Source organism: Herbaspirillum sp. C9C3, assembly GCF_013359625.1.
In the GTDB taxonomy this organism is placed as follows: domain Bacteria; phylum Pseudomonadota; class Gammaproteobacteria; order Burkholderiales; family Burkholderiaceae_D; genus Herbaspirillum.
Map to the genome: position 1 here is coordinate 218166 of NZ_JABFMQ010000005.1, position 26833 is coordinate 244998.

Sequence of the window (26833 nt, forward strand, 5' to 3'; positions counted from 1 at the left end):
GTTTGAAACTATTTGGAAAAGTGTACAGGTACTGTACTGGTATTGTCGGCTAGGATGTCAGCCAATGCAAGAGTAAGCGGCCTGGCGGGAATGCGCCGGACCGGGCTGCGATCAGTGCTCTTGTTTCGCATCTTTTCGAGGAGACCATCGTCATGACCAGCCTGTCCATCCAAGCCAGCCAAGCCACCCGGACTGCCAGCGAACTGCTGCCCGGCCTGGAAGAGATCGAACAGGCGGCCGGCATCGTCTACGCCGGCATGGCTCCGACCCCGCAACTGTGCTGGCCGTTGCTGAACCAGGCGCTGGCTGCCGAGGTGTGGGTCAAGCATGAGAACCACGCTCCGACCGGTGCCTTCAAGGTGCGCGGTGGCATGGTCTATCTGCATCACCTGGCCCGGCAGCAGCCGCAACTGTCCGGCGTCATTTCCGCTACACGCGGCAATCATGGCCAGTCGGTCGGTTTGTCGGCGCGGCGCTTTGGCATCCCCGCCACCATCGTGGTCCCCGAAGGCAACAGCCGCGAAAAGAATGCCGCCATGCGCGCCCTGGGCGTGGACCTGATCGAGCATGGCCGCGAATTCCAGGACAGTCGCGAACATGCCCAGCGTCTGGCCGGCGAGCAGCAACTGCACATGATCCCTTCCTTCCACCGTGACCTGGTGGCGGGCGTGTCGACCTACTGGATGGAGCTCTTCGCCGCCCATCCGGGGCTGGATGTGGTGCTGGTGCCCATCGGGCAAGGTTCCGGTATGTGTGGTGCGGTTGCGGCCCGCAATGCGCTGGGTTTGAAGACGCGCATCATCGGCGTGGTCTCGGCCCATGCGCTGGCCTACAAGCTCTCTTTCGAGGCGGGCCGCAAGATCGAAGCGCCGGTCTCGACCTGCATCGCCGATGGCGTGGCCTGTCGCGTGCCGGACCAGGCTTCGCTGGACGTGATGCTCCGCGACGTTGACGAGGTCGTCGCCGTCACTGATGACGAAGTGATGGATGCCATGAAGCTGGCCTTCATCGCCACCCACAACGTGGCCGAAGGCGCGGGTGCCTGTGCGCTGGCCGCCGCCCTGCAACTGCGCGCGCGTCTGCGCGGCCAGAAGATCGGTGTCACGCTCTCCGGCGGCAACGTCGATCACGACGTCTTCGCCCGTGTGCTGGCACGCCCGAGCGCTGTGGCCGATGCGCTTCTGGCACCGGCGCAGGTGGTGTCGCTGGCGCAGGCTGCGCACAGGAGAAACGCATGATCGAAACCTTGTTGCCGCTGATGTCGTTTGCCTTCGTCTCCTCCATCACGCCGGGGCCGAACAACATCATGCTGACCTCCTCGGGCATCTGGTTCGGCTTCCGGCGATCCCTGCCGCACATGCTGGGCATCACCTTCGGCTTCGGCGTGCTGCTGGCCGTATGCGCATTCGGTATAGGTCAACTGGTGGTGGCGCTGCCGCAAGTGGTGCTGTTGTTGAAGGCGCTGGGATGCGCCTATCTGCTTCATCTGGCCTGGCAGTTGCGCCGCATGGGCATTGCCGGTGCGGGTGAGCGGGCGGTGCAGCCGATGTCGTTCCTGGGGGCGGCGATGTTCCAGTTCGCCAATCCCAAGGGGTGGGTGATGGCCATTACCGGTGCCTCGGCCTTCATGCCGTTACTGCATGAACGCGCCGGCTGGCTGGCCATCCTGATCTACTGTACGGTGTTCTGCGCGGTCAACCTGCCTTGCGTGTCGGTGTGGGCCGGCGCCGGTGCGGTCTTGCGGCGCTATCTCGAACAGCCCCGGTGGCGTGCGATTTTTGCGGGCATGATGGTCTCGCTGACACTGTATTCGGCGCTGGCGATCTGGTTGTAGCAGCATCAGCAAATGAAAAATTTGGTGCAATAACGCGTTTTGACGACAGGGGACCCTCATGCAAGCCAGCAGCAAGACCCGCCACCCCGCAGCAAGAACTTCCGGCGTCATCCGTCACGAAAGCCGCGGCATGTGGCTGGGCCTGATCGGCGTGGCCATCTTCAGCCTCACGCTGCCCTTTACCCGCGTCGCCGTGGCCGAGCTCAATCCGGCCTTCATCGCCTTTGGCCGCGCGGTGGTGGCCGGCGTCTGTGCGCTCGCGCTGCTGGCCTGGATCAAGGCCCCGCGTCCGACGCGCCAGCAACTGCGCGGTCTCATCATCACGGCGCTGGGCGTGGTGGTGGGTTTTCCGTTGTTTTCCTCGATCGCCATGCGCTATGTCCCGGCCGCCCATGGCGCCGTGGTGGTGGGCCTGCTGCCGCTGGCGACCGCCCTGTTCGGTGCGCTGCGCTTCGGCGAGCGGCCCTCGAAGGGTTTCTGGCTGGCGGCGCTGGCGGGCTCCGGCATCGTGATCGCGTTTGCCTTGCGCGAGGGCGGCGGCAGTTTCCATCTGGCCGACTTCGCTCTGTTCGCCGCCGTGGTGACCGCCGCCATGGGATATGCCGAAGGCGGACGCCTGGCTCAGAGCATGGGCGGACAGAACGTGATCGCCTGGGCGCTGGTGGTGGCCCTGCCGGTGATGTTGCCGGTCTCGGTGTGGCTGGGCTGGCAGTACGGTGTGAGGGCGTCGGCACCGGCCTGGCTGGCCTTTGCCTATGTATCGCTGTTCTCGATGTTCATCGGTTTCTTCTTCTGGTACAAGGGCCTGGCCCTGGGCGGTATTGCCCGTGTCGGGCAGGTGCAATTGTTGCAACCTTTCATGAGCCTGCTGGGCGCGGCGGTGATCGCCCATGAGGCGCTGGATGCGAGCAACATGCTCTTTGCCCTGGCCGTGATCGTGGTGGTGGCCATCGGCCGTCGCATGGCGGTGCGCCGCTGACACGGCGCTGACCGGGTTTGCGAGCCGAAATAGTTCAGCCGGTACGGGCTAAAGCTGCCGTTTTTTGAGATAATCGAGCACTTGTTTTTTTCACATTTTGTCAACGCGCAACGCGCGAGCCAACTGTCTTTTGGCCGCAAGCGGGCGCTGTCCAACTGGGAGTACCGCATGTCCGTCTATGAAAAGCTGAAAGCACTGAACATCGAACTGCCCGCCGTGGCCACCCCGGCAGCAGCCTATGTGATGTATGCACAAACCGGCAATACCGTCTTCCTCTCCGGCCACCTGGCCAAGAAGGATGGCAAGGTCTGGGTCGGTCAGCTGGGACGCGACATCGGCACCGATGACGCCAAACTGGCTGCGCGCGCCGTGGCCGTGGACCTGATCGCCACCCTGCAGGCCGCCTGTGGTGGCGACCTGACCCGCGTCAAGCGCATCGTCAAGCTGATGAGCCTGGTCAATTCGACCGGCGAATTCACCGAACATCATCTGGTGACCAACGGCGCCTCCGAGCTGATCGGTGAAGTCTTTGGCGAAGTCGGCAAGCATGCCCGTTCCGCCTTTGGCGTGGCGCAACTGCCCATGGGCGCCTGCGTGGAAATCGAAATGATCGCCGAGATCGCCTGATCGCCGATCCCATGCACTGCCCGGCTGTTGCGGCCGCAGAAGCCGCACGGCCCGAAGCACTCTCACACCGACACAGACTCTACGACCCGTATGAAACTCGAAAATCCCGCACCGCTGCAGTGGCAGTTCTCCCAGCGCGCCGAAGCCATGAAGAGCTCGGCCATCCGTGAAATCCTGAAGGTGACGATGCGTCCCGACATCACCTCCTTCGCCGGTGGCCTGCCCTCGCCGCTGACCTTCCCGGTCGAGCACATGAAGACCGCCTTCGACCGCGTGTTGAGCCAGCAGGGCAAGATGGCCCTGCAATACGGCCCGACCGATGGCTACCTGCCGCTGCGTGAATGGATCGCGGCGTCGCTGTCCACCAACGGCGCGCAGATCACCGCCGAGCAGGTGCTGATGGTTTCCGGTTCCCAGCAGGGCCTGGACCTGCTGGGCAAGGTGATGATCGACGAAGGCAGCAAGGTGCTGGTCGAGACCCCCAGCTATCTGGGTGCGCTGCAAGCCTTCTCGCTGTACGGTGCCAAGTTCGAATCGGTGCCGAGTGACGAGTTCGGCCTGCAACCCGAGACCATCGACGCCATCGCCGCTGGTGCGCGCATGCTGTATTCGCTGCCCAATTTCCAGAACCCGACCGGTCGCACCCTGCCCACCGAGCGCCGTTTCAAGCTGGTGGAAACCTGTGCCCGCCTGGGTCTGCCGCTGATCGAAGATGATCCCTACGGTGCCCTGAGCTACCAGAATGCACCGCTGCCCAAGATGCTGTCGATGAATCCGTCGGGCGTGATCTACATGGGTTCCTTCTCCAAGGTGCTGACCCCCGGCATCCGCCTGGGTTACGTGGTCGCACCGCGCCCGCTGATCCTGAAGATGGAGCAGGCCAAGCAGGCCACCGACCTGCACACTGCGCAGCTGACCCAGATGGTGGTGTACGAAGCCATCAAGGACGGCTTCCTGGACCAGCACGTGCCGACCATCCGCAAGCTCTACGGCGACCAGTGCCAGGCCATGCTGGACGCGCTGCAACAGTACTTCCCGGCCAGCTGCAGCTGGAGCAAGCCGGAGGGCGGCATGTTCATCTGGGTGACCCTGCCCGAGCACCTGGACGCCAGCGCGCTGTTGAATGAAGCCGTGGAACAGGAGAAGGTCGCCTTCGTTCCGGGCGCACCGTTCTACGCCAACGTGGCGCAGAAGAACACCCTGCGCCTGTCCTTCGTGACCGTGCCGCCGGAGCAGATCCGCGCCGGGGTGGAGCGCCTGGGCAAGCTGATTGCGTCCAAGCTGTAATCAGCGCGCGCTGGCCCGCGCATGAAGTAGGAGGGTGGAATCTGTAAAGCAGATCCCGCCTTTTTCTTTTTTGAAGATCCTGATGGTCAGGCGTCTCAAGTAATTTTTGACAAGGAGACGGCCAGCGTCAATGGAGCGTCCGGCATGGGCCTGAATCCGTACTGAGCGTAAAAACTGGCGGCGTTACCATCCTTGGCGTCCACGAAGAGCAGCGTTCCACCGACCTGCTTGCTCGCTTCCTTGGCGCGCCATAGCGCGTCATAAAGGAGAAACTCGTCAAGTCCTCGGCCCTTCAGAGTCTGGCATATCGCCAATCGCGCCAAGGTCAATGCAGGGACTTCGCGGGGCAGGCGCTTTGAAAATGCGACGGGCAGGGCAGCAGTGGCGACCATCTGGCGGATGGCCAGTGCATAGTAGCCGTCGACGACATGAGGTGCGTGCTCGGAAGCGAGGACGAACGAGCGGGAAATCCCCTTGTCCTGATGCTGGCCTGCCGTCGTGCGCAACCAGTGGTTCAGCGCCGGGGTGCCGCAATCGAAGTGCTCAGTCTGATGGTGCGTCTTGTTCAGCGGTGCTACGAAGTACTCGTTCATGTCGGGCCCGATGATAACGCTCGCGCGCGCGCATCAGCTTGGCATTGGCAGGCGATGGGTCGTCAAGCAGGTTCAACAAAAAGTCAGCATCTCGCGGGGTTACTGCGATGAAGCGCTCGCGGTCGATGATTTCATTGGCCTTTTCCAGTGCAGCTTGTACCAGAAACTGGTTCATCGTCGCTCCGACCAGATCGGCAGCTTCCCTCAGCCTTTCTTCAACGGCCAGTGGTACCCGGGCCGTGATCCGGCCCCTTTCAACGATATCGGTCATGGTGATCTCGCTTTCTTGCGGAGAATATCCCGAGCCATATTCCCTGCCGGTGCAGGGTGGGAAATTGCCGCCACTTTCTCGAAACAAATTTGTTCCCTTGAAACGGCGGTAAACAACATCATAGCATGTGGTGCCAAATTGTCGCCTTTGTGGTGTCAATTTGGCGCCACTATTTCCGTGACGGTTGGGAGCATTTGAGGCGGCCTGCCGAGCGTTACTGATCCTGCTTCAGCGTCTCGTCATGCTTGAGCGTGACGAACTGCTCCTGCGGCAATCCGGCCTCGCAGTTGAGCGCGCGGCATGCAGGGCAGGGCGCATGCTGTCGCTCCGGTTTAAATCACGTATTGCGCCAGCCCGCGCCCGAATGACCAGTTGCCCTTGTCGCCCTCGACCAGGCTGATCATCACGTCATCCGGACCGATCCCGGGGTTCTGTTGGAGGCGTTCAACGATGCGTGCATAGAGTGCATTCTTCTGCGCCTGGGTACGCGTATTGCTGACTGTAAGCTGGATCAGCACGAAGTCATCCGTACGGGCCATGCCCATGTAACTGCGGCTGAAGACCAGCTCTTCCGGGTCATGCTCGGTGATGACCATGAAGCGGTCGTCCTCCGGCACATTGAAGCTCTCGCGCAGCGCCTCATAGACATTGTCGGCGATGGCGCTGCGATAGGCGCGGGACTTGCCGCGCAACAGGGAAATGCGGACCAGGGGCATGACGTTCTCCTTGCAGGTTGATGAAAAGCTGGAGCGGGGGGTCTCCATGCCTTGCATGCTATGCTGGTGCGATGATTTCAAAAACCACTGATGGATGATTTCAATGATTGAAATTCATCATCATGGATATCTGACCACAAGAGGCCACACGTCATGGAAAAACCGCTGGATCTGGACACCGTTCAAGCCTTCGTCCTGGCCGCCGACCTGCAAAGCTTCACGCGCGCGGCCGAAGCGCTGGACAGTACGCAATCGGCCATCAGTTTCAAACTCAAGAAGCTGGAGCATCGTCTGGGCCGTCGCCTGCTGGAGCGCACGCCGCGTCAGGTGCGGCTGTCGACCGAAGGCCAGCAGTTCCTGCCGGCTGCGCGCAACCTGCTGGCCGCACATGAACGTGCGCTGGAGCAACTGGACCAGGGGCCGGTACGCTTTTCGGTAGGCATCAGCGACCACGTGGCCGGTGCCGCCCTGCCGCGTGCGCTGGCGCAGCTGCATGCGGTTGATCCCGGCGTGGTGGTGGAGGTGCGCGTGGGCTCCTCGCATGAGCTGATGCCGGCCTATGAACGCGGTGAGCTCGATGCCGTCATCGTGCGCCGTGAACCGCAGGATCGGGGCGGCAAATTAGTGATGGAAGAACGCATCGGCTGGTTTGCCCATCCGGATGCGCAATGCTGGTCGGGCGCAGCCCTGCGCGTGGCGACCTTTTCCTCGGCCTGCCGGATTCGCGAATTGTCCTTGCGCAGGCTCGACGCCGCCGGTGTTGCGTGGGTGGAAGTGTTCGTCGGCGGCGGCATCCTGGCCGTGGGGGCGGCGGTCAGTGCAGGATTGGCGGTCTCGGCCCTGCTGCATCGCTGCGCACCGCCTGGATCGGTGGAGGTTGGCCAGCGGCTGGGACTGCCGTCATTGCCGCTGGCGCAGGTACGCCTGCATTCCCGGGTCAAGCAGGCGCGTATGCAAGCGGCGTTGCGTACGCTGGTAGCGGCGTTGAAGGCGGGTTGAGCGACTGGGCGCGTTTTTTGCCGTCGCTTGCGCAACCACGCCGATCGTTACGTGACCGACCGCATCGCATAGCGCCCATGCTGACGGCTTGGCAGAGGGTGGGGGGCGCTAAGGACATGCCGTCCTCACAGAATCACTGGACTTTCCTCGAAGAATTTCGTGGCGAGACCCCGCGCGCTATCGCCAACGTGATCCTCACATTTTTTCGAAAAAATCCCTTGAAAACCAAAATCCCCATCCCTAGATCGGTACCAGCAGATGCTCGATGTTGAGGTCTGCGACGAAAACATCGCTTAACTGAAAGGATATTTTTATGCGTACTTTTGATCTCTCCCCCCTGTACCGTACCGCTATCGGCTTCGATCGCCTGGCCCAGATGTTCGACAACGCCCAGCGCACTGATCAGCCCAGCTATCCGCCCTACAACATCGAACTGGTGGCCGAGGACAAATACCGGATCACCATGGCCGTGGCCGGTTTCGCCCGCAGCGAAATCGATATCGAGACCGAAAACGAAACCCTCAAAATTACCGGCCGCAAGCAGAAGGAAGACAAGCAGGTCAACTTCCTGCACCGCGGCATCGCTGCCCGTGACTTCGAACAGCGCTTCCAGCTGGCCAATCACATCAAGGTGGTCGGCGCCAACCTGGAAAACGGCTTGCTCAATATCGAGCTGGTCCGTGAAATTCCCGAAGCGCTCAAGCCGCGCAAGATCGAGATCGGCGCCGCCGAAGACGGCAACATCCAGCGCCTGGAACGCGCCGCCTGATCGCAGCCCCCCGCCCAACGGCGATCCTCGCGCAGGATCGCCCTGGTCTGCACCGCCCGTCTCACCGGGCGGTTTTTTGCATGCTTCACGACGCTTGTGATTGACGCCACCTGGCGGCTTGGTTACGTTACAGCTTGCACTTCAACTTCACCGCTCACGACCCGGCACGTGCTCCAAGGCCGGACCAACTGCTCAAAAGAGATTGGCACAGGAGCAATATCTTGCGTATATTGCGTCGGCCACAGGGAGAAACGCGTGAACGACCACCGATACCAGCATATCAATCCCGAACCTCTGCTCGATGCCATGGGTGGGGATGTCGCCGCCTGCCGCCACATGTTCGGTACCTTCGCCCAGAGCGCCCCCGCCACTTTTGCCCGGCTCGAACAGGCCATCCGCGCCGATGATGCACCCCAGGTCAAACGCGAGGCGCACAGCCTCAAGAGCATGACCGCCCTGGTCGGCGCGGGCGTTCTGACCGACCTGCTCAAGAGCGTGGAAAGCCAGTCCCGCGCCGAACCGCCGCAAAGCGCCCAGCCGCGCCTGTCCGAATTGCAGAGCCTGTTCGCTGCCGTCGCCGCCGAAGTGCGTCACTACGTCGACCAGATCGGCGTGGCCCAGTAAGGCCAAGGCCGCATTGCACACGCCTCCTCCCGCACCGGTCGGGCATCCCCCCGCAAGGCGCGCAGGGCCGGGAGTGCTCCGTCAATTCCTTCATGAATTACCGACTCATCAGTCAGTAACCTGACGTACATCAATCGGCTTTTCAGCAGGTCTCTTCATAATGTGGACACGAAAGACGAAGCTTTAAACAAAGCTTCGGATGCAGCATCTTGTCGCCACATTTCCTGCCGATGTCGAGAATCACGATGTGCGAGCCCTCCCTGCGAATCCGTCCCTTGCTGGCCGTCTTGCCGCTCCTGCTGGCCGCCTGTCAGTCGATGGCACCGCACTACCAGCGTCCCGCAGCGCCCATGGCCGCGCACTATCCCCGGCAGGAAGACGCCACGGACGCACTGACGGTGGCGCTGCGCTGGGAGGATTTCTTCCGCGACCGGCAACTGCAAGCGCTCATTGCGCAGGCCCTGGTCAACAACCGCGACCTGCGCGTGGCGGCATTGCGGGTAGAAGAGGCGAGGGCGCTCTACGGCATCCAGCGCGCCGACCTGTTTCCGGCCATCGGCGCGCAAGCGGGACTGGATCGCTCGCGCACCCCGGCTGATCTGAACCTGACCGGCCGTCCGCTGGTTGGCAGCGCCTATCAGGCCGGGCTGGGCTTGAGCACCTGGGAGCTGGACCTGTGGGGTCGCCTGCGCAGCCTCAATGACGCTGCCCTGCAAAACGCCCTGGCCAGCGAAGCTACGCGCCGCGCCGCCGCGCTGAGCCTGGTGGCGCAGGTGGCCGACGCCTGGCTGGAACTGGCCGAGATCGACGAGCGCCTGGCCATCGCCCGCGACACCATCGCCAGCCGCCAGGAGAGCTATCGCATCTTTGCGCGCCGGGTCGAGGTCGGTGCCACCTCGCGCCTGAACCTGACCCAGATCGAAACCCTGCTGACCCAGGCCCAGGCGTTGGGCGCACAGCTGGAACAGCAGCGCGCGCAGCGCCTGAATGCCCTGACGCTGCTGGTCGGTGCTCCGGTGGATCTGCCAGTCGGCCAGGCGCGCGCTGCGCTGGAGACCGTTTTCCCCGAGATGGCACCGGGCACGCCGTCGCTATTGCTCACGCGGCGCCCGGATGTGGCCGCCGCCGAGCATCGCCTGCAGGCCGCCAACGCCAATATCGGCGCCGCACGTGCCGCCTTCTTCCCCAGCATCTCGCTGACCGGCACGCTCGGCACGGCCAGTGCCGAACTGAGCGGGCTGTTCCGCGATGGCAGCCATGCCTGGAGCTTCTCGCCCGGCATCTCGGTGCCGATCTTCACGGCAGGCCGCTTGCGCAACAACCTGGACCTGACCGAAGTACGCCGCGATCTGGCCGTGGCCAATTACGAGAAGACCGTGCAAGCCGCCTTCCGGGACGTCGCCGATGCCCTGGCCGCGCGCCAGTGGCTGGCCCGCCAGCTGGCCATCGCCGAGACGGCCGAGCGGGTCCAGGCCGAGCGCGCGCGCCTGTCCACGCTGCGCTATGACAACGGCGCCGCACCTTTCCTCGACGTGCTGGACGCCCAGCGTGAGCTGCTGAGCGCGCGCCAGCAACGGGTGCAGATCCGGCGCGCACTGCTGTCCTCGGCCGTGGCGCTGTATGCGGCGCTGGGCGGCGACAGCAATGCGCCCACGGCTTTCCCCCTTTCTTCCGGACCTCGACCATGACGCTCCCTCACGCCAAGAAACCCCTGCTGGCCGCTGCCCTGGCCGTCATCCTTGCAGGCGGTGCCGCCTATGCCTGGCTGCGTCTGCATCAGAGCGGCCCGGGCGAGGGCTTTGCCAGCGGCAATGGCCGTATCGAAGCCACCGAGGTGGACGTGGCCACCAAGCTGGCTGGACGGGTCGATGCCATGCTCGTCAATGAGGGCGATTTCGTCAGTGCCGGCCAGCCGCTGGCGCGCATGCAGGTGCTGTCGCTGCAAGCCCAGCGCGACGAAGCCCAGGCGCGTCAGCAGCAATCGGTTGAGGCCGTGGCCAGTGCCGAAGCCCAGGTGGCCGTGCGCGAGAGCGACCACCAGGCCGCACTGGCCCAGCTCGCCCAGCGCGAGAGCGAGCTCGATGCAGCCCGGCGTCGGCTGGCGCGCTCCGAGGTGCTGGTCAAGGAGGGCGCATCGTCCTTGCAGGAAGTGGACGATGACCGCGCCCGCGTGGTGGGCATGCAGGCCGCCGTGACCGCCGCCCGTGCTCAGGTGACCGCCGCCCGGGCTGCCGTGGCCGCCGCCCGCACCCAGGTCAGCGGTGCGCGCGCCACGGTGACTGCGGCCGTGGCCACGGTTCAGCGCATCAAGGTCGACATCGATGACAGCACGCTCACCGCGCCGCGCGCCGGCCGTGTGCAATATCGCATCGCCCAGCCCGGCGAAGTGCTGGGCAGTGGCGGCAAGCTGCTCAACCTGGTGGACCTGAGCGACGTCTACATGACCTTCTTCGTGCCAGAGGCGGTGGCCGGCCGGCTGGCGCTGGGCGGCGAGGCCCGCATCTTGCTCGATGCAGCGCCGCAGTATGTGATCCCGGCCCGGATTTCCTTTGTCGCCAGCACCGCCCAGTTCACCCCCAAGACGGTGGAAACGGCCAGCGAGCGGCAGAAGCTGATGTTTCGCGTCAAGGCGCAGATCGATCCGGCGCTGCTGCGCCAGCACCTGACGCTGGTCAAGACCGGTTTGCCAGGCGTGGCCTGGGTGCGTACCGATGAGGCGCGCGACTGGCCGGCCACGCTGGCGGTGCAGGTCCCGCGATGAAGGAGTCGCGCGGCCAGGGCCCGGTGGCGCGCCTGTCGGGCGTGTCGCTGCACTATGGCAGCAAGCCGGCCTTGCAGGCGGTATCGCTGGAGATTCCGGCTGGCTGCATGGTCGGCCTGATCGGGCCCGATGGCGTGGGCAAATCCAGCCTCCTGTCACTGGTGGCCGGTGCGCGCGCCTTGCAACAGGGCGAGGTGGAGGTGCTGGGCGGCGACATGCGCCGCGCCGCGCATCGTGAGCAGGTCTGTCCGCGCATCGCCTACATGCCGCAAGGGCTGGGCAAGAATCTCTATCCCACGCTTTCCGTCGAAGAAAACCTGCAATTCTTCGGACGCCTGTTCGGCCAGTCCGCACAGGAGCGCCGCAGCCGCATCGATACGCTCACTACCGGCACCGGCCTGGCGCCTTTCCTGGCACGGCCAGCGGGCAAGCTCTCCGGCGGCATGAAGCAGAAGCTGGGACTGTGCTGCGCGCTGATCCATGATCCCGATCTGCTGATCCTGGACGAGCCCACTACCGGCGTCGATCCGCTTTCGCGCGCGCAGTTCTGGTCCCTGATCGGACATATCCGCCAGCAACGTCCCGGCATGAGCGTCATCGTCGCCACCGCCTACATGGAGGAGGCTGACCGCTTCGATTTCCTGGTCGCCATGAACGCTGGCCAGGTGCTGGCCACCGGCACCCCCGCTGAACTGCACGCCCGCACCGGCACCGCCGCGCTGGAAGAGGCCTTCATCGCCTTGCTGCCGCCCGACCAGCGGCGCGGCCATCAGCCGGTGCAGGTGACACCGCCGGACCCGGCACGCGAGGCCGACATCGCCATCCAAGCGCGCGGCCTGACCATGCGCTTTGGCGACTTCATGGCGGTGGATCATGTGGACTTTCGCATCCGGCGCGGCGAGATCTTCGGCTTTCTCGGCTCCAACGGTTGCGGCAAGTCCACCACCATGAAGATGCTGACCGGCCTCCTGCCCGCCAGCGAAGGCCAGGCCTGGCTGTTCGGCCAGGCCGTCGATCCGCGCGACATGGCCACGCGTGCGCGCGTAGGCTACATGTCGCAGGCCTTTTCGCTGTATGGCGAACTGAGCGTGCGCCAGAACCTGATCCTGCATGCGCGCCTGTACCGCGTACCACCCGAGCAGATCGATGCGCGTACCGAGGAGATGGCGCAGCGCTTCGGCCTGCTGGAGGTGATGGACAGCCTGCCCGAGAGCCTGCCCCTGGGTATTCGCCAGCGCCTGTCGCTGGCCGTGGCGATGGTGCACAAGCCGGAACTGCTGATCCTGGATGAGCCCACCTCGGGCGTGGACCCGATTGCGCGCGACCTGTTCTGGCAGCTGATGATCGATCTGGCACGCCGCGACCAGGTGACCATTTTCATTTCCACCCATTTCATGAACGAGGCCCAGCGCTGCGATCGCATCTCGCTCATGCACGCCGGCCGCGTGCTGGTCAGCGCCACCCCCGACGAACTGATCCGCCAGCGCGGTGCTGCCAATCTGGAACAAGCCTTCATCGCCTATCTGGAAGAGGCGGCGGGGAAGGGCGCGGCGACGTCGGTACCTGAAGCAAAGTTCACATCGGCCTCAAACCGCCCCTCCATGCAGCCCGCCTTGCGCCGCGCAAGCCTGCGTACCCGCCTGGGCCGGGCGCTGAGCTACAGCCAGCGCGAGAGCCTGGAACTGCGGCGTGACCCGGTGCGTGCCACGCTGGCCTTGCTGGGGTCGGTGATCCTGATGTTCATCATCGGCTATGGCATCAACCTCGATGTGGAAAACCTCAGCTACGCCGTGCTCGACCGCGACCAGACCGGCCTGAGCCAGAACTATGCGCTCAATCTCTCGGGGTCGCGCTACTTCATCGAACGGCCGCCCATCAGCGATTACCCGGACCTGGACCGCCGCATGCGCAGCGGCGAGATTTCGCTGGCCATCGAGATCCCCTCAGGCTTTGCCCGCGACATTGCCCGTGGCAAGCCGGTGGAAATCGGGGCCTGGGTAGACGGCGCCATGCCCACCCGTGCCGAGACCGTGCGCGGCTACGTGCAGGGCATCCATCAACTGTGGCTGGCCGACATGGCCACACACCGCCTGGGCCAGCCACTGGCGCAGGCCGCCGCCATCGAGACGCGCTATCGCTACAACCCGGATGTGAAGAGCCTGCCGGCCATGGTGCCGGCCATCATCCCGCTGCTGCTGATGATGATCCCGGCCATGCTGACGGCGCTGTCGGTGGTGCGCGAGAAGGAGCTGGGTTCTATCCTCAATCTCTACGTCACGCCGGTCACGCGCATCGAATTCCTGCTCGGCAAGCAGTTGCCCTATCTGGTCCTGGGCATGCTCAATTTCGCCATGCTGACGTTGCTGGCGGTGACCGTGTTCGGGGTGCCGGTCAAGGGCAGTCTCTTCACGCTGACGCTGGCGGCGCTGGTCTTCGTGATCTGCTCCACCGGTTTTGGGCTGTTGGCCTCGACCTTCACCCGCAGCCAGATTGCGGCCGTGTTCGTGACCATGATCGGCACCATCATTCCCTGCGTACAGTTTGCCGGCCTGTTGAATCCGGTTTCCTCGCTCGAAGGCATGGGCGCCCTGATCGGGCAGGTCTATCCGGCCACGCATTTGCTCACCATCAGCCGAGGCGTGTTCAGCAAGGCGCTCGGCCTGGGCGACCTGAACGCCTCGTTCTGGCCGCTGGTGGTGGCCGCGCCCGTGATCCTGGGTTTGTCGGTGCTGCTGTTGAAGAAGCAGGAGCAATGAGATGCGACGCGCGCCGGCCAGCCTGTCCAATATTTTTCGCCTAGGCATCAAGGAGCTGTGGAGCCTGCTGCGCGATCCGGCCATGCTGGTGTTGATCGCCTACACCTTCACGCTCTCGATCTATGTGGCCGCCACGGCCATGCCGGAGAGTCTGCACAACGCGGCCATCGCCATCGTCGACAATGATGGTTCGCCGCTGTCGGCGCGCATTGCGTCATTGTTTTATCCGCCGCATTTCAAGGTGGCACGGCTGGTGACGGCGCGCCAGGCCGATGCCGGGCTGGATGCGGGCGACTACACCTTCGTATTGGACATCCCGGCTGACTTTCAGCGCGATGTGCTGGCCGGGCGCGCCCCGGCGGTGCAGTTGAACGTGGATGCCACGCGCATGAGCCAGGCCTTCACCGGCAACAGCTACATCCAGCAGATGGTGACCAGCGAGGTGACGCAATTCGTGCGCCGTAGCGAGGCCGCCAGCGAGACGCCGGTCGGGCTGGCCTTGCGCATGCGCTTCAATCCCAACCTGGAGCAATCCTGGTTTGGTTCGCTCATGGAGATCATCAACAACGTCACCATGCTCTCCATCATCCTGACCGGTGCTGCGCTCATCCGCGAGCGCGAGCACGGCACCATCGAACACCTGCTGGTCATGCCGGTGAGCCCGGCCGAGATCATGCTGGCCAAGGTGTGGGCGATGGGCTCGGTCGTGGCCCTGGCGGCGCTGACTTCGCTGCTGCTGATCGTACGCATGGCGTTGCAGGTACCGATTGAAGGTTCGCTGGCGTTGTTCATGCTGGTGACGGTGCTGCATCTGTTTGCCACCACCTCGATGGGCATCTTCATGGCCACGCTGGCGCGCTCGATGCCGCAGTTCGGGATGTTGACTGTACTGGTGCTGCTGCCGCTGCAATTGCTGTCGGGCGGCTCCACGCCGCGCGAGAGCATGCCTGTACCGGTACAGGACATCATGCTGGCCGCCCCGACGACGCATTTTGTAGCGGCGGGGCAAGCCATACTGTACCGGGGCGCTGGCCTGGAAGTGATCTGGCCGCAGCTACTGGCTATCCTGGCAATTGGCCTGGTCCTGTTTGTAGCTGCACTGGGCCGGTTCAGGAAGACCATCAGCCAGATGGCGTGATGGAGAAGCGGGCGTGCAGTGGCAGCGCCCGTGTACGGAGATGGTTGATTAGCGACGTCATCGACAAGGAGCAAGCATCATGGATTTCAACAGCCCATCCACCTGGATACCCGTCATCAGCATTGCGCTGCTCCTGATCGGCTATGGCATGCGCGCCCGCGCGTGGGGGCCGTACTGCATGCTGGCGGGGGCGTTTGGATTGCTGGGGGTGTTGGTGTATCGGGTGTCGGTGGCGATTGGGTGAGGGCGGCTTCGGACGCCAGTGCCACCATACGCTTCGCACACTGCGCGCAATGTCGGCAATGCGGCAGGGCGGTCATCCGGCTTGTCGAGCAATTCTGCAGCCGCTTTCAGGTATTCGGCTGCCAACGCAGGATCAGCGCGCAGTTCGGTGATTTCAGGCTCATGATGAGAAACCGCAGCCGTGATGTTATTCATGTTTGAGTCACTGATGCCTGTTATTGTCGGCATAAATCATTTAAAAAATATTTTTGGCCATCATCGTCAGGTACGAGACCTTGCAGATCTTCTTTCGGCAGTCGCTTGAAAGAGGGCCAATGCTTTCGTGGTAGTGACACGAATCCGCTTTGGCAAAGGGCTGGAATCACTTCCGGGTTCTCGCCGCAACGCAGGTCGTTACTGATGACGCACCGTTCAGCCTCAGCGATGCCAAGAGAGGGGAGCGGCACTTCAGAAATTACCATGAGGCTGTATTCGATATCTGGATGCACCTGCTTCGCGTACAGTTTCCAATATCCCTTGTGAAGCTTGTAGCCGTAGATCGAGAGGGCCGGCAACAGAACGATTGCTGCAAGGCCCATGGCGATCAACGCTGTATTGGCTAACGTGTGCCGCGTCTTGCTGCGGATAATGTGGGCGATAGCGGGAAAAGCGAGAAAGCATCCCAGCGCCCACAGAAGAGGATCATCGGGACAGCTTTCTCCACAATTGGCGACGAACGCGGCGCTGAGGGTTCCCACGACGCTGCCGCACGCAAGGCCCCATATGCTTAGCAATGGCAGTGCAAAGCAGCCTTTCATTTGATCTCCCAAAAGAGAATCTGGGTCGCCTGGCCGAGATCCGAATAGATGAGGCCGTTATCGAAACCTAGCGTAAATCTGCTGAATGTCGTAAGTCTTGCTCGCAAGCTACCGCTACCTGTCGTCAACCTGCTGCCATTCCAGAGATCAATATGATCGCCAGTGGGTTGACGTTCTGCAGCACCATTGCTATTTGTTCGGCGCCAGTAATCTGCGAAATAGACGATCCCCGTTTTGCCCTTGATTCGGCCTTGCCAACCAGTGCCTTTTATGTCGATGGGCTTTGTGCAGCCTACAAAGGGTTGAAGCTTGAGCCATTCGGCAAGCTCCTTGGCCCTCAAGACGTGATCAGTATGCCCTTTGAACCAGCACTTTCCTTTACTTGGGTAGGATTTGAAGGTCACTCCGGCGTTCTTTAACGCGACGCCAACCCGGATAGCACACTGATCGCTAAAGGTTGGCTCTCCGTTCTTGTCTTTTCCATCGCAGGGATTGCCTCCGGGGTAGGCGTTCCACAGATCGGAGAAGCTTACGGAAGGGACCTCAATCCGGCACACCGAGTCCTTGATCGTGTTTGTGCGCACCCTGGCCTGCTGCATCAGCTTTTTGGTCGTCATGATGCGGCCTTTTGCATCTTGGCGAGGGCTTCATCCGCCCAATAAACTGCGTATTCATCTTCGTCATCAGTAGCGATCCGAGGTAGCAGTCCTTCAACTTCAATGCGGCCGGAAAATCTGCATCCATCTGCTGTTTCGGCGTAGTACGGGACTCCTTCAATCTGTGGAGTTGTGAGGTGGATCTGTTCGTCACCGCTATTCCCTACACCATCAATGTCGTTTAGCGTGGACAGGCAGGGGCAGCCGCCACTGGTTTTCATGCCATGAATAACCTGCGCACGTCCATTGGTCAGCGTCGAGCGCACGAACCCTTGCGCAATGACGCAATTCTTGGGGCAAGCCATTCGCGCACCGACGAACGCATAAGCGCGTCCATGACTGCGACAGGTCGGGTCGCCCTCGATAACCGCTGCGCCGCAAGCGGCCCGGTCGCCTTCACGAATCCATCCGATGATTTTCATCTTGCACGCTCCTCGCTTTCAACAATGAGCGCGCATTCTCCCCAGCGGGCGATGGCTCTTCCACGCCAACACCCAAAACTCCAACCCGCATTCGAAATGCTTCGAACGCCCCTTGCCCGCGAAGCAATCAGTTATGCAAGCCATCAAAAAAATCGCCCCCTGCCAAACTGCGCAGGGGGCGACTTCACCGCAAAAAGAAACCGGACATCAACCCTGCGAACGCAACCCCACCGCCTTGATCCGCGACTCCAGCACACGTCCCTTGCGGGCACGCTTGCCCACGTGCGCCAGCAGCTTCTCGCCGCTCAAGGCAATCTCCTTGGGCTTGCTCATGTTGCCGGTACCATGGACCACCACACCCTTCTGGCTGATGGCCTGGGCGGCGACCAGCTTCTCGTTCTTTTCCAGCTCCATCAGGTTCACGCCACGGCCACCGGAAGACAGCGTCTTCATCTCGTCCAGGCCAAACACCAGCAAGCGGCCATTGGCCGAGACGCAGGCCACGGCGCTGGCGTCAGCGGCCACCACGCTGGGTGCCAGCGGCAGGGCGCCTTCGTCCAGCGTGAAGAAGCTCTTGCCACCCTTGACCCGGCCAAACATGTCGGACGCCTTGGCGATGAAACCAGCCGCCGCGTCAGACGCCAGCAACAGCGTGGTATCAGCCGGACCAGCAAAATAATGCTGGATGCTGCTGCCGCTGGCCAGCTCGATGAGGGTCGTCACAGGCACACCATCACCACGCGCATTGGGCAGCGCATTGACTGCAATCGTGTAGACCCGGCCATTGGAGCCAAAGGCCAGCAGGTTGTCCACGGTGCGGCACTCGAAGGCGCCATACAGGCTGTCGCCGGCCTTGAAGGTGAACTGCGTCGCATCGTGGCCATGGCCGGTGCGCGCACGCACCCAGCCCTTCTGCGAAATGATCACCGTCACCGGTTCATCGATCACCTTCTGCTCGAAGGTGGCGCGCTCGGCTTCCTTGATGATGGTGCGGCGGGCGTCGCCATAGGTCTTGGCGTCGCCTTCGATTTCCTTGATGACCAGACGCTTCATCGAGGAAGGATTGTCCAGCAGATCCTGCAGCGTGGTCTTCTCGCTGCGCAGCTCGGTCAGTTCCTGCTGGATCTTGATGGCTTCCAGTCGCGCCAGCTGGCGCAGGCGGATTTCCAGGATGTCTTCGGCCTGACGGTCGGAGAGTTTGAAGGCATCCATCAGGGCCGGCTTCGGTTCGTCCGATTCGCGGATGATCCGGATGACCTTGTCGATGTTCAACAGCACCGCTTCCCGGCCTTCGAGGATGTGGATGCGGTCGTTGACCTTCTGCATGCGGAACTGCGTGCGGCGGGTCACCGTCTCGAAGCGGAAACTGATCCACTCGGTCAGGATGTCGTTCAGGCTCTTCTGGCGTGGACGACCATCGCCGCCAATCATCACCAGGTTCAGCGAGGCGCTGGTCTCCAGTGAGGTCTGTGCCAAGAGCGTGTTCATGAACTCGGTCTGGTCCTGGTTCTTGGACTTGGGCTCAAACACCAGGCGCACCGGCGCTTCGCGGCCGGACTCGTCACGCACGGCGTCGAGCAGGCCGAGGATGGTGGCCTTCTGGTTTTGCTGTTCGGGCGTGAGCGACTTCTTGCCGAGTTTGAGCTTGGGGTTGGTCAGTTCTTCGATTTCTTCCAGCACGCGCTGCGAGGACACGCCCGGCGGCAGTTCGGTAATGACCGCCTGCCACTGGCCGCGCGCCAGGTCTTCGATCTTCCAGCGCGCACGCACCTTCAGGCTGCCACGGCCGCTCTGGTACATCTCGGCGATGGTCGACGTCGGGGTGATGATCTGGCCGCCACCGGGGAAGTCCGGGCCGGGGATCAGTTCCATCAGCTCGGCATGCGTGATCTTGGGATTGCGGATCATTGCCACGGCCGCCCTGGCCACTTCGATGAGATTGTGCGAAGGAATCTCGGTGGCCATGCCCACCGCAATGCCGGAGGCGCCGTTCAAGAGCAGGAAGGGCAGGCGCGCCGGCAAGAGGCGCGGTTCTTCGGTGGAACCGTCGTAGTTGGGCTGGAACTCCACCGTGCCCATGTCGATTTCATCGAGCAGCAACTTGCTGATCGGTGTCAGGCGCGCTTCGGTGTAGCGCATCGCCGCAGCACCATCGCCATCGCGCGAACCGAAGTTGCCGTGGCCGTCGATCAAGGGATAGCGCAGCGAGAAATCCTGCGCCATGCGCACCAGCGCGTCATACACCGATTGGTCGCCGTGCGGGTGCAGCTTGCCCAGCACATCGCCGACCACGGCGGCGGACTTGCGCGGCTTGGCCGCCGAGTTCAGCGACAGTTCATTCATCGCGTAGAGGATGCGGCGCTGCACCGGCTTCTGGCCATCGGCCACGTCGGGCAGGGCGCGGCCCTTGACCACCGAGATCGCGTAATCGAGATAGGCGCGTTCGGCGAAGGTGGACAGCGTCAGCGATTGGCCATCGGGCGCAGTCGGAGCTTGGTCAAACAGGGTCGGTTGATCGGTCATGGAGCTTGTCTTGTTGTGTTCGTGATGACAGGGTTAATCGTTGAGGGTCGGCTCGCGCGGCGGCAGTGTCACCTTCAGGCGCGCATTGCCGGGGGCGTCGGCATGGCCGCGCTCACCGGCGGCAATGCGCAGCGCACCGGCCGGGCGATACAGTTCATAGAAGCGCGACACCAGCCGCACATAACCCTGGGTCTCGGGATAGGGCGGAATCTTGTTGCCGTATTTCTGCACTGTGCCTTCCCCGGCGTTGTAGGACGCAATGGCCAGTTCCACATGCTGCGGGAACATTGCCAACAGATCGCGCAGGTAGCGCGCGGCCAGGCGGATGTTGATCTTCGGGTCGGTCAGCTTCTGGTGCAGGGTCTTGCGGCGGTCGCCTTGCAGGCCGTAGCGCTCGGCGGTGTCGGGCAGAATCTGCATCAGGCCGACTGCGCCCTTGCTGGATACCGCCTTGGCATTGAAGCCGGATTCAGCCGTCAGCACCGCCTTGAGCAGCGCGGCATCCAGACCGAATTCCCTGGCCGCATCGGTGAGCAGGCCATCGTACTTGCGCGCATCGCGATGGGCCAGCATGGTACGTACGAAGGGCGGATCGGCGGGGGTGACCGCTTCCTTGCTGCCAGGATGGTTCAACAGTGAGGCGCTGCTGGCCATGAGCTTGTCCGGATCGTCCAGCGCCTGGGCATAAAAGTGGACCGCACCATCGGCGTCGGTGTACCGGTACACAATGGTCCTGGGCTTCTTGCTGCCGCTGTCCTTGCTGCTGCCATCCTTGCCGGTGTCCGTTGCTTCCACCCGCATGTGCGATACACCATCGGCATCGGTGTACCGGACCACTTGCTGCGACTGTACCGGTCCAGTACACAGCAGTGTCACCCCGCCGAGAAGGGCGGTGGCGAACACGCTGGTGGACAGGAACGCGGCGCGGGGCATGTCAGATGTCTGCTTCGGCTTCGTTGCCGTGCTCTTCGATCCAGGCACGGCGCGAGGCCGCTTCGCCCTTGCCCATGAGCATGTTGAAGCGCTCTTCGGAAGTCTGCACGCCGGGCTCGCCGAAGCTGATCGGCAACAGGCGGCGGGTGTCGGGGTTCATGGTGGTTTCCCACAACTGCTCGGCATTCATCTCGCCCAGGCCCTTGAAGCGGGAAATGCTCCACGCCCCTTCCTTGAGGCCATCCTTGCGCAGCTTGTCTTCGATGGCTTCGAGTTCGCCATCGTCCAGGGCGTAGAGCTTCTGCACCGGCTTCTTGCCGCGTGCGGGCGCGTCCACGCGGTACAGCGGCGGGCGCGCCACGCAGATGTTGCCGTTCTCGATCAGCTTGGGGAAGTGGCGGAAGAACAGCGTCAAGAGCAGCACCTGGATGTGCGAGCCGTCCACGTCCGCATCGGACAGGATGCAGATCTTGCCGTAGCGCAGGCCGGAGAGATCAGGCGTATCGTTGATGCCATGCGGATCGACACCGATGGCCACCGCGATATCGTGGATTTCGTTGTTGGCGAAGAGGCGGTCGCGCTCGGTTTCCCAGGCGTTCAAGACCTTGCCGCGCAAGGGCAGGATGGCCTGGAATTCCTTGTCGCGGCCCATCTTGGCGGAGCCACCGGCAGAGTCGCCTTCGACCAGGAAAATTTCATTACGCGTCACATCCGAGGATTCGCAATCGGTCAGCTTGCCCGGCAGCACGGCCACACCTGAAGATTTCTTCTTTTCGACCTTTTGCGCCGAGCGCAGGCGGCTCTGGGCTTGCTTGATGACCAGTTCGGCCAGCTTCTTGCCGTATTCCACGTGCTGGTTCAGCCACAGTTCCAGCGCCGGACGCGAGTAACCGGCGACCAGTCGCACGGCATCTCTGGAGTTCAGGCGCTCCTTGATCTGGCCCTGGAATTGCGGGTCCAGCACCTTGGCCGAGAGCACGAAGGAGACGCGCGCAAACACGTCTTCAGCCAGCAGTTTCACGCCCTTGGGCAGCAGCGAGTGCATTTCCGCAAAGCTCTTGACCGCCGAGAACAGGCCCTCGCGCAGGCCCGATTCGTGGGTGCCGCCGTTGGAGGTGGGGATCAGGTTGACGTAGGATTCGCGCACCACGGCGCCTTCTTCGGTCCAGGCCACCACCCAGGAGGCGCCTTCGCCCTCGGCAAAGCCTTCGGCATCCTTGCCGGCAAACTGTTCGCCTTCGAACAGCGGGATCAGGGTTTCACCGCTGCCGGTCTGGGCCAACTGCTCCATCAGATAGCCGCGCAGGCCCTGGTCGTACTGCCAGTTCTGGGTGTCGCCGGTTTTGGCGTTGATGAGCGTGACCTTCACGCCCGGCAGCAGCACCGCCTTGGAGCGCAGCAGGCGTTGCAGCTCGCCCAGCGGAATGGTGGCCGAGTCGAAATATTTGGCGTCGGGCCAGACGGTCACGCGCGTGCCGGATTTCTTGTCGTCGCGGGTGGCGGGGCGCGACTGTAGTTTCTCGATGACGTCGCCGCCCGAGAAGGCCAGGGTATGTACGCCACCTTCGCGCCAGACCGTGATTTCCAGGCGCGTGGCCAGGGCATTGGTGACCGACACGCCCACGCCGTGCAGGCCGCCGGAGAAGGCATAGGCGCCGCCCGAGCCCTTGTCGAACTTGCCGCCCGCGTGCAGGCGGGTGAAGACGATCTCGACGGTCGGGACCTTTTCTTCCGGGTGCAGGCCGACCGGGATGCCGCGTCCATCGTCTTCCACGCTGACGCTGCCGTCGGCATTGATGGTGACGATGATGCTCTTGCCGTAGCCGCCCAGCGCTTCGTCGGAGGCGTTGTCGATCACTTCCTGGAGGATGTGCAGCGGGTTCTCGGTGCGGGTGTACATGCCCGGACGCTGCTTGACCGGCTCCAGTCCCTTGAGGACGCGGATCGATGATTCACTGTAATCGGACGGGGTGGTTTTTTTGGTTGCCATGCAGATGAGTGGTCGTGGCTGATGCCGGAGGGTTGTTGTCTGTTCATTCAGCGCCGGCCCGGCAGAGGGCCATCGTGCGCTGCAAAAGCGCATTCTAATGAAAATTCCGGGGATTCGGCGTCCGGCGCGGCGGAATGTTCCCTACGGGGCAATACTTGTCGGTAACAGCCCGTAAATCCTGTTAAAAACGCGCACAAAAAAGGCTTGCGCGCACGCAAGCCTTGTCAGAGGGGCAATCAGAGGGGCCCATGCGGGGCTCAGGCAGCCAGCAGTCCTTCCACCGCCAGGGCCATCGAGAGCAGGCGCTTGTCCGCGCCACCGGCGGCAGCCAGTGACAAACCAACCGGGGCGCTGCCTGCGGCATGGCAGGGCAGGGAGACCGCACAGCCATCGAGGAAGTTGATCAGCGTGGGATTGCGCAGCATCTTGCCGTTGGCGGCATAGTAGGCATCGTCGCTGGCTTGCAGTTCGGCAATGCGTGGCGCCACGATGGGCACGGTCGGCATGACCAGCGCATCGTAGCCGGCCAGTTGCGCCTGCACCTTGGCGATCCAGCGCGGGCGGGCGTGCAGCACGTCCAGCAGGTCGGCCGCACTCATGTCCTTGCCGCGCAGGATGCGCGAGACCACGCGCTGGTCGTAGCCGGCCGCGTTCTCGGCGATCAGGGCGCGGTGCCACGCATAGGCTTCGGCTGCCGTGAAGCCGCCCTTGGCATTGATGGCGGCCAGGGCATTGAAGGCGGGGACTTCGGCTTGGACGATGACGGCACCCGCAGCGGCGAGCTTGTCCAGGGCCGCGCGGTAGGCCTTGCCGACGGTCTCATCCATGCCGTCCAGCACGATGTTGGTCGGGGCCAGCAGACGCAGGCCGCGCAGCGGGTGAGCCACCACAGACACATACGCTTCACCGGCCAGTACAGCATCCATGATGGCACAGCATTCTACCGATACAGCCAGCGGGCCAATCGAGTCCAGGTAAGCGGACAGTGGCAGTACACCCTGCATGGACACACGCGCTGCCGTGGGTTTGAAACCGGTCAGGCCGTTCAGCGCCGAGGGGATGCGCACCGAGCCGCCAGTATCCGAACCGACGGCGGCGAAGGCCATGCCATCGGTGACCGAGATGGCCGCACCGGAAGAGGAGCCGCCGGGAATGCGGCCACCTTCCACGTTGCGCTCCCAGGCATTTTGCGGGGTGCCGTAATGCGGGTTGATGCCCAGGCCGGAGTAGGCGAACTCGGTCATGTTGGTCTTGCCGATGACGATGGCACCGGCCTTGAGCAGATTCTGCACCACGACCGCATGCGCGGCGGCAGCGGGCTTGCCGCGCAAGACGACCGAACCGGCCAGCGTGGTCTCGCCGGCGACGTCAAACAGATCCTTGACCGAGACCGGTACACCTTCCAGCGGCGAGCGGCACAGCTTGGCCGCGCGCAGGGTATCGGAGGCGCGGGCGGCAGCGCGCGCCTGTTCGGCGTAGACGCTGGTGAAGACACGGGCGCCTTCGCCCGCCGGATCGGCGATGCGGGCCAGGGCTTGTTCGGTCAGTTGCAGGGAAGTGATGCGGCCGGCATCGAGGTCGGCGGCCAGTTGGGACAGTGTGCTGGGCATGATGAGGCAATTCGGTGAGGTCGGACGAAGACAGGCAGAAGGATGCGCAAGTATCGCATTGCCAAGCGCATCCCACCAAGCGGATCAGGCCACTTCGGCCAGCGACTCGGACACGTAGTGGTGCCGCAGCGCACGCTCGCGGCGCGGGTCGAACAATTCCATCGTGAAGGCCGCCGCAGGACGGATGCCGCCGATGGCACCCACGGTGCCGCAGGTCATGCCGCAACCCTCGGGCAGGGTGGCCCTGCCGTCGGTGAAGCGCGCGATCAGGTCGGCCGGCGTGCGCAGCGAGGCCAGTGTGCCTTCCTGATAGAGCCGGGTGGTGCCGTCTTCCTCGATCCAGGAGCGGATCACCAGTTCATCCCAGTAGTCGGCCACCTCCGAGAGCTTCCACGCGCTGCTGCCCACGGGCTTGACGCAGGCCTGCTTGGAGAAGGCCACGCTGTGCGCTTCCAGCTTGCGGTCGGTGTGGTCGGAGGCGATCGAGACATAGAGCTCGCCGCCGCTGTTGAAGACGAAGGTCTCCACTTCGCCTGAGGACGCTTCGCCCAGCACCTGCACCCGGGCCGCCTGCGAGAGCTGGTTGGCCGAGACGCGGTAGAACAGGGGCACCGCACTGGGACGTGAAATGCCCAGCGCTTCCAGTTCTTCGATGTGATGCTCGATGGCCGCCATGTCGCGGCCGGCCCAGCCGGCGATGACCAGGGTGTCGATGTCGGTCTGGAGGGTGGATTGGTCGGGGAGGGTAAAAGTCAGCTTCATGAGGTTTCATTCCAACAGGGTGAATCAGGAGAGGCTGGCCGGGGGAGGCGGCCAGCCAGGGGAAATCAGTGCTTCTTGACGCACACCACCACCAGGAAACTGGCGAGGAACTCCAATGCCGCCACGAAGTACAGGCCCGAGGACAGCGATCCGGTGCTGGTCTTCAATGCGCCGATCATGTAGGGGGCCACGAAGCCGGCCAGGTTGCCGATGGAGTTGATGAGGGCGATGCCGCCGGCCGCTGCGGTGCCGGCCAGGAAGGCGCCGGGGATCGACCAGAACACCGGGAAGGCCGCCAGGATGCCGATGGCTGCCAGGGTCAGCGAGCACAGGGCCAGGGTGGCGTTGCCCAGTGTCATGCCGGTGGCGATCAGGCCGAGGCAGGCGATGAGCGTGGCGATGGCGCTGTGCAGGCGGCGCTCGCCGGTCTTGTCGGAGTGGAAGCCGTTCCAGATCATCGCCAGTGTGCCGGCCACGAAGGGGATGGCGGAGATCAGACCGATGTGCAGGTTACCCTTGATGCCGATTTCCTTGATGATCGAGGGGGCCCAGAAAGCGATGGTGGCATTGCCGCTGACCACGCAGAAATACACGGCCGCGCAGATCCAGACACGGTAATTGCTACAGGCATCCTTGAAGGAGAAATGCTTGCCCGGTGCGCTGTTCTCGGCGGCCAGCACCTGGGTGACGGCGCTCTTCTCGGCTTCGGTCAGCCATTTGGCATTGGCCGGCTTTTCCGGCAGCCAGGCCAGCACGGCAAAACCGGCCAGGATGGAAGGAATGCCTTCGATGATGAAGAGCCACTGCCAGTTGGCCAGATGGCCCACGCCTTCCATGCTGCTCATGATGAAGCCGGCAATGGGGCCGCCGACCGCACCGGCGATGGCGAACGAGGTCATGAACAGACCATTGACGCGGGCGCGGCGCTGTGCCGGGAACCAGTAAGTGAGATACAGCACCACGCCCGGGAAGAAGCCGGCCTCGAAGATGCCGAGCAAAAAGCGCAGGACGTAGAAGCTCGTCGGCGTGGTGACGTAGGCCATGGCCATCGAGGCCAGGCCCCAGAGGATGGTGATGCGCGCCAGCGTCTTGCGCGCGCCGATCTTTTCCAGCAGCAGGTTGCTGGGCACCTCGAAGAGGAAATAGCCGATGAAGAAGATGCCCGCGCCCAGCCCGTACACCGCTTCCGAGAACTGTAGGTCCTGCAGCATCTGCAGCTTGGCGAAGCCGACGTTGACGCGATCGATCCAGGCCAGCACGAACAGGAAAACCAGGAAGGGAATCAGGCGCCAGGCGATCTTGCCGTAGGTGGCTTCCAGGCTGGCTGCAGCGCTGGCAGAGGGCGCTGCGGTGGCCGCAGCGGATGGGGAATACGACATGGAAAACCTCCTCAAGTGTGGCCGGCGTCCGCTATGCGGCGCCGTGTTGTGTTCTGCATGGATGGACGGGTAGGGTGTCGGTCCCGGTACGGCAGGACCGGTCAGGTGCCGGTTGCCGCCCAAAGGCAAAGGCGCCGGTCTCAATTCAGTATGGAGAGGCAGGG

At 63.3% G+C, this 26833-nt stretch carries 25 protein-coding genes; 13 read left to right on the forward strand and 12 right to left on the reverse strand.

Annotated features, from left to right (window positions below; genetic code table 11):
• Window positions 1-152 precede the first annotated feature (152 nt).
• The 5 genes from HNO82_RS07570 (at window position 153) to HNO82_RS07590 (ending at window position 4727) form a co-directional block, all read left to right on the forward strand.
• Window positions 153-1238, forward strand: a complete 1086-nt coding sequence (locus tag HNO82_RS07570; RefSeq protein WP_175343257.1) for a threonine dehydratase — start codon at window positions 153-155, stop codon at window positions 1236-1238.
• A complete protein-coding gene (locus HNO82_RS07575) occupies window positions 1235-1834 on the forward strand; it encodes a LysE family translocator (RefSeq protein WP_175343258.1) in 600 nt (199 codons plus the stop codon). The genes HNO82_RS07570 and HNO82_RS07575 overlap by 4 nt, the downstream gene beginning before the upstream one ends.
• 58 nt (window positions 1835-1892) lie before the next feature.
• The gene (locus HNO82_RS07580) at window positions 1893-2813 is read left to right on the forward strand and encodes a DMT family transporter (RefSeq protein ID WP_008327711.1); all 921 of its coding nucleotides are present in this window, start codon (window positions 1893-1895) and stop codon (window positions 2811-2813) included.
• Between the two features lie 168 nt (window positions 2814-2981).
• Complete coding sequence (locus HNO82_RS07585; protein WP_008327712.1) at window positions 2982-3440, forward strand: RidA family protein; 459 nt, start codon at window positions 2982-2984, stop codon at window positions 3438-3440.
• A 90-nt stretch (window positions 3441-3530) separates the two neighbouring features.
• Window positions 3531-4727 carry an aminotransferase-like domain-containing protein gene (locus HNO82_RS07590; RefSeq protein WP_008327713.1) on the forward strand — a complete coding sequence of 399 codons (1197 nt, stop codon included), beginning with the start codon at window positions 3531-3533 and terminating at the stop codon, window positions 4725-4727.
• A 95-nt stretch (window positions 4728-4822) separates the two neighbouring features.
• Here HNO82_RS07590 and HNO82_RS07595 read toward each other — a convergent pair whose 3' ends face one another.
• The 3 genes from HNO82_RS07595 to HNO82_RS07605 form a co-directional block, all read right to left on the reverse strand.
• Complete coding sequence (locus tag HNO82_RS07595) at window positions 4823-5320, reverse strand: GNAT family N-acetyltransferase (RefSeq protein WP_175343259.1); 498 nt, start codon at window positions 5318-5320, stop codon at window positions 4823-4825.
• A complete protein-coding gene (locus HNO82_RS07600) occupies window positions 5271-5591 on the reverse strand; it encodes a type II toxin-antitoxin system TacA family antitoxin (RefSeq protein WP_175343260.1) in 321 nt (106 codons plus the stop codon). The genes HNO82_RS07595 and HNO82_RS07600 overlap by 50 nt, the downstream gene beginning before the upstream one ends.
• A gap of 332 nt (window positions 5592-5923) precedes the next feature.
• A complete protein-coding gene (locus HNO82_RS07605) occupies window positions 5924-6307 on the reverse strand; it encodes a tautomerase family protein (protein WP_175343261.1) in 384 nt (127 codons plus the stop codon).
• A 153-nt stretch (window positions 6308-6460) separates the two neighbouring features.
• Between HNO82_RS07605 and HNO82_RS07610 the strand changes: the two genes are divergently transcribed.
• From HNO82_RS07610 to HNO82_RS07645, 8 genes are all read left to right on the forward strand, one after another.
• Complete coding sequence (locus HNO82_RS07610; RefSeq protein ID WP_175343262.1) at window positions 6461-7306, forward strand: LysR family transcriptional regulator; 846 nt, start codon at window positions 6461-6463, stop codon at window positions 7304-7306.
• 313 nt (window positions 7307-7619) lie between these two features.
• Window positions 7620-8075, forward strand: a complete 456-nt coding sequence (locus tag HNO82_RS07615; RefSeq protein ID WP_175343263.1) for an Hsp20 family protein — start codon at window positions 7620-7622, stop codon at window positions 8073-8075.
• A 255-nt stretch (window positions 8076-8330) separates the two neighbouring features.
• Entirely contained in the window at window positions 8331-8699 is a 369-nt protein-coding gene (locus HNO82_RS07620) for an Hpt domain-containing protein (protein WP_175343264.1), read from the forward strand.
• 245 nt (window positions 8700-8944) lie between these two features.
• Window positions 8945-10387, forward strand: coding sequence for an efflux transporter outer membrane subunit (locus HNO82_RS07625; RefSeq protein ID WP_175343265.1), 1443 nt, complete (start codon window positions 8945-8947; stop codon window positions 10385-10387).
• Complete coding sequence (locus HNO82_RS07630) at window positions 10384-11460, forward strand: HlyD family secretion protein (protein ID WP_175343266.1); 1077 nt, start codon at window positions 10384-10386, stop codon at window positions 11458-11460. The genes HNO82_RS07625 and HNO82_RS07630 overlap by 4 nt, the downstream gene beginning before the upstream one ends.
• Complete coding sequence (gene rbbA, locus HNO82_RS07635) at window positions 11457-14216, forward strand: ribosome-associated ATPase/putative transporter RbbA (protein WP_175343267.1); 2760 nt, start codon at window positions 11457-11459, stop codon at window positions 14214-14216. Before HNO82_RS07630 ends, rbbA begins: the two co-directional genes overlap by 4 nt.
• Window position 14217: 1 nt before the next feature.
• Window positions 14218-15354, forward strand: a complete 1137-nt coding sequence (locus HNO82_RS07640) for an ABC transporter permease (RefSeq protein ID WP_175343268.1) — start codon at window positions 14218-14220, stop codon at window positions 15352-15354.
• A gap of 79 nt (window positions 15355-15433) precedes the next feature.
• On the forward strand, window positions 15434-15598 hold the full coding sequence (locus tag HNO82_RS07645) for a hypothetical protein (RefSeq protein ID WP_008327733.1): 165 nt from the start codon (window positions 15434-15436) through the stop codon (window positions 15596-15598).
• A 214-nt stretch (window positions 15599-15812) separates the two neighbouring features.
• Here the strand turns inward: HNO82_RS07645 and HNO82_RS07650 are convergent, their stop codons facing one another.
• The 9 genes from HNO82_RS07650 to HNO82_RS07690 form a co-directional block, all read right to left on the reverse strand.
• Window positions 15813-16394 carry a hypothetical protein gene (locus HNO82_RS07650; protein WP_175343269.1) on the reverse strand — a complete coding sequence of 194 codons (582 nt, stop codon included), beginning with the start codon at window positions 16392-16394 and terminating at the stop codon, window positions 15813-15815.
• A complete protein-coding gene (locus HNO82_RS07655) occupies window positions 16391-17011 on the reverse strand; it encodes a T6SS effector amidase Tae4 family protein (protein ID WP_175343270.1) in 621 nt (206 codons plus the stop codon). The genes HNO82_RS07650 and HNO82_RS07655 overlap by 4 nt, the downstream gene beginning before the upstream one ends.
• The gene (locus tag HNO82_RS07660) at window positions 17008-17472 is read right to left on the reverse strand and encodes a PAAR domain-containing protein (RefSeq protein WP_175343271.1); all 465 of its coding nucleotides are present in this window, start codon (window positions 17470-17472) and stop codon (window positions 17008-17010) included. The genes HNO82_RS07655 and HNO82_RS07660 overlap by 4 nt, the downstream gene beginning before the upstream one ends.
• A 207-nt stretch (window positions 17473-17679) precedes the next feature.
• Window positions 17680-19995, reverse strand: a complete 2316-nt coding sequence (gene parC, locus HNO82_RS07665) for a DNA topoisomerase IV subunit A (RefSeq protein WP_175343272.1) — start codon at window positions 19993-19995, stop codon at window positions 17680-17682.
• A gap of 33 nt (window positions 19996-20028) precedes the next feature.
• A complete protein-coding gene (locus HNO82_RS07670) occupies window positions 20029-20928 on the reverse strand; it encodes a transglycosylase SLT domain-containing protein (protein ID WP_175343273.1) in 900 nt (299 codons plus the stop codon).
• A gap of 1 nt (window position 20929) precedes the next feature.
• Entirely contained in the window at window positions 20930-22918 is a 1989-nt protein-coding gene (locus tag HNO82_RS07675; protein ID WP_008327740.1) for a DNA topoisomerase IV subunit B, read from the reverse strand.
• A gap of 257 nt (window positions 22919-23175) precedes the next feature.
• The gene (locus HNO82_RS07680) at window positions 23176-24528 is read right to left on the reverse strand and encodes an amidase (protein ID WP_175343274.1); all 1353 of its coding nucleotides are present in this window, start codon (window positions 24526-24528) and stop codon (window positions 23176-23178) included.
• Window positions 24529-24612: 84 nt separating this feature from the next.
• Window positions 24613-25290, reverse strand: coding sequence for a DUF2848 domain-containing protein (locus HNO82_RS07685; RefSeq protein ID WP_175343275.1), 678 nt, complete (start codon window positions 25288-25290; stop codon window positions 24613-24615).
• A gap of 65 nt (window positions 25291-25355) precedes the next feature.
• On the reverse strand, window positions 25356-26669 hold the full coding sequence (locus HNO82_RS07690) for an MFS transporter (protein ID WP_008327747.1): 1314 nt from the start codon (window positions 26667-26669) through the stop codon (window positions 25356-25358).
• Window positions 26670-26833 lie beyond the last annotated feature (164 nt).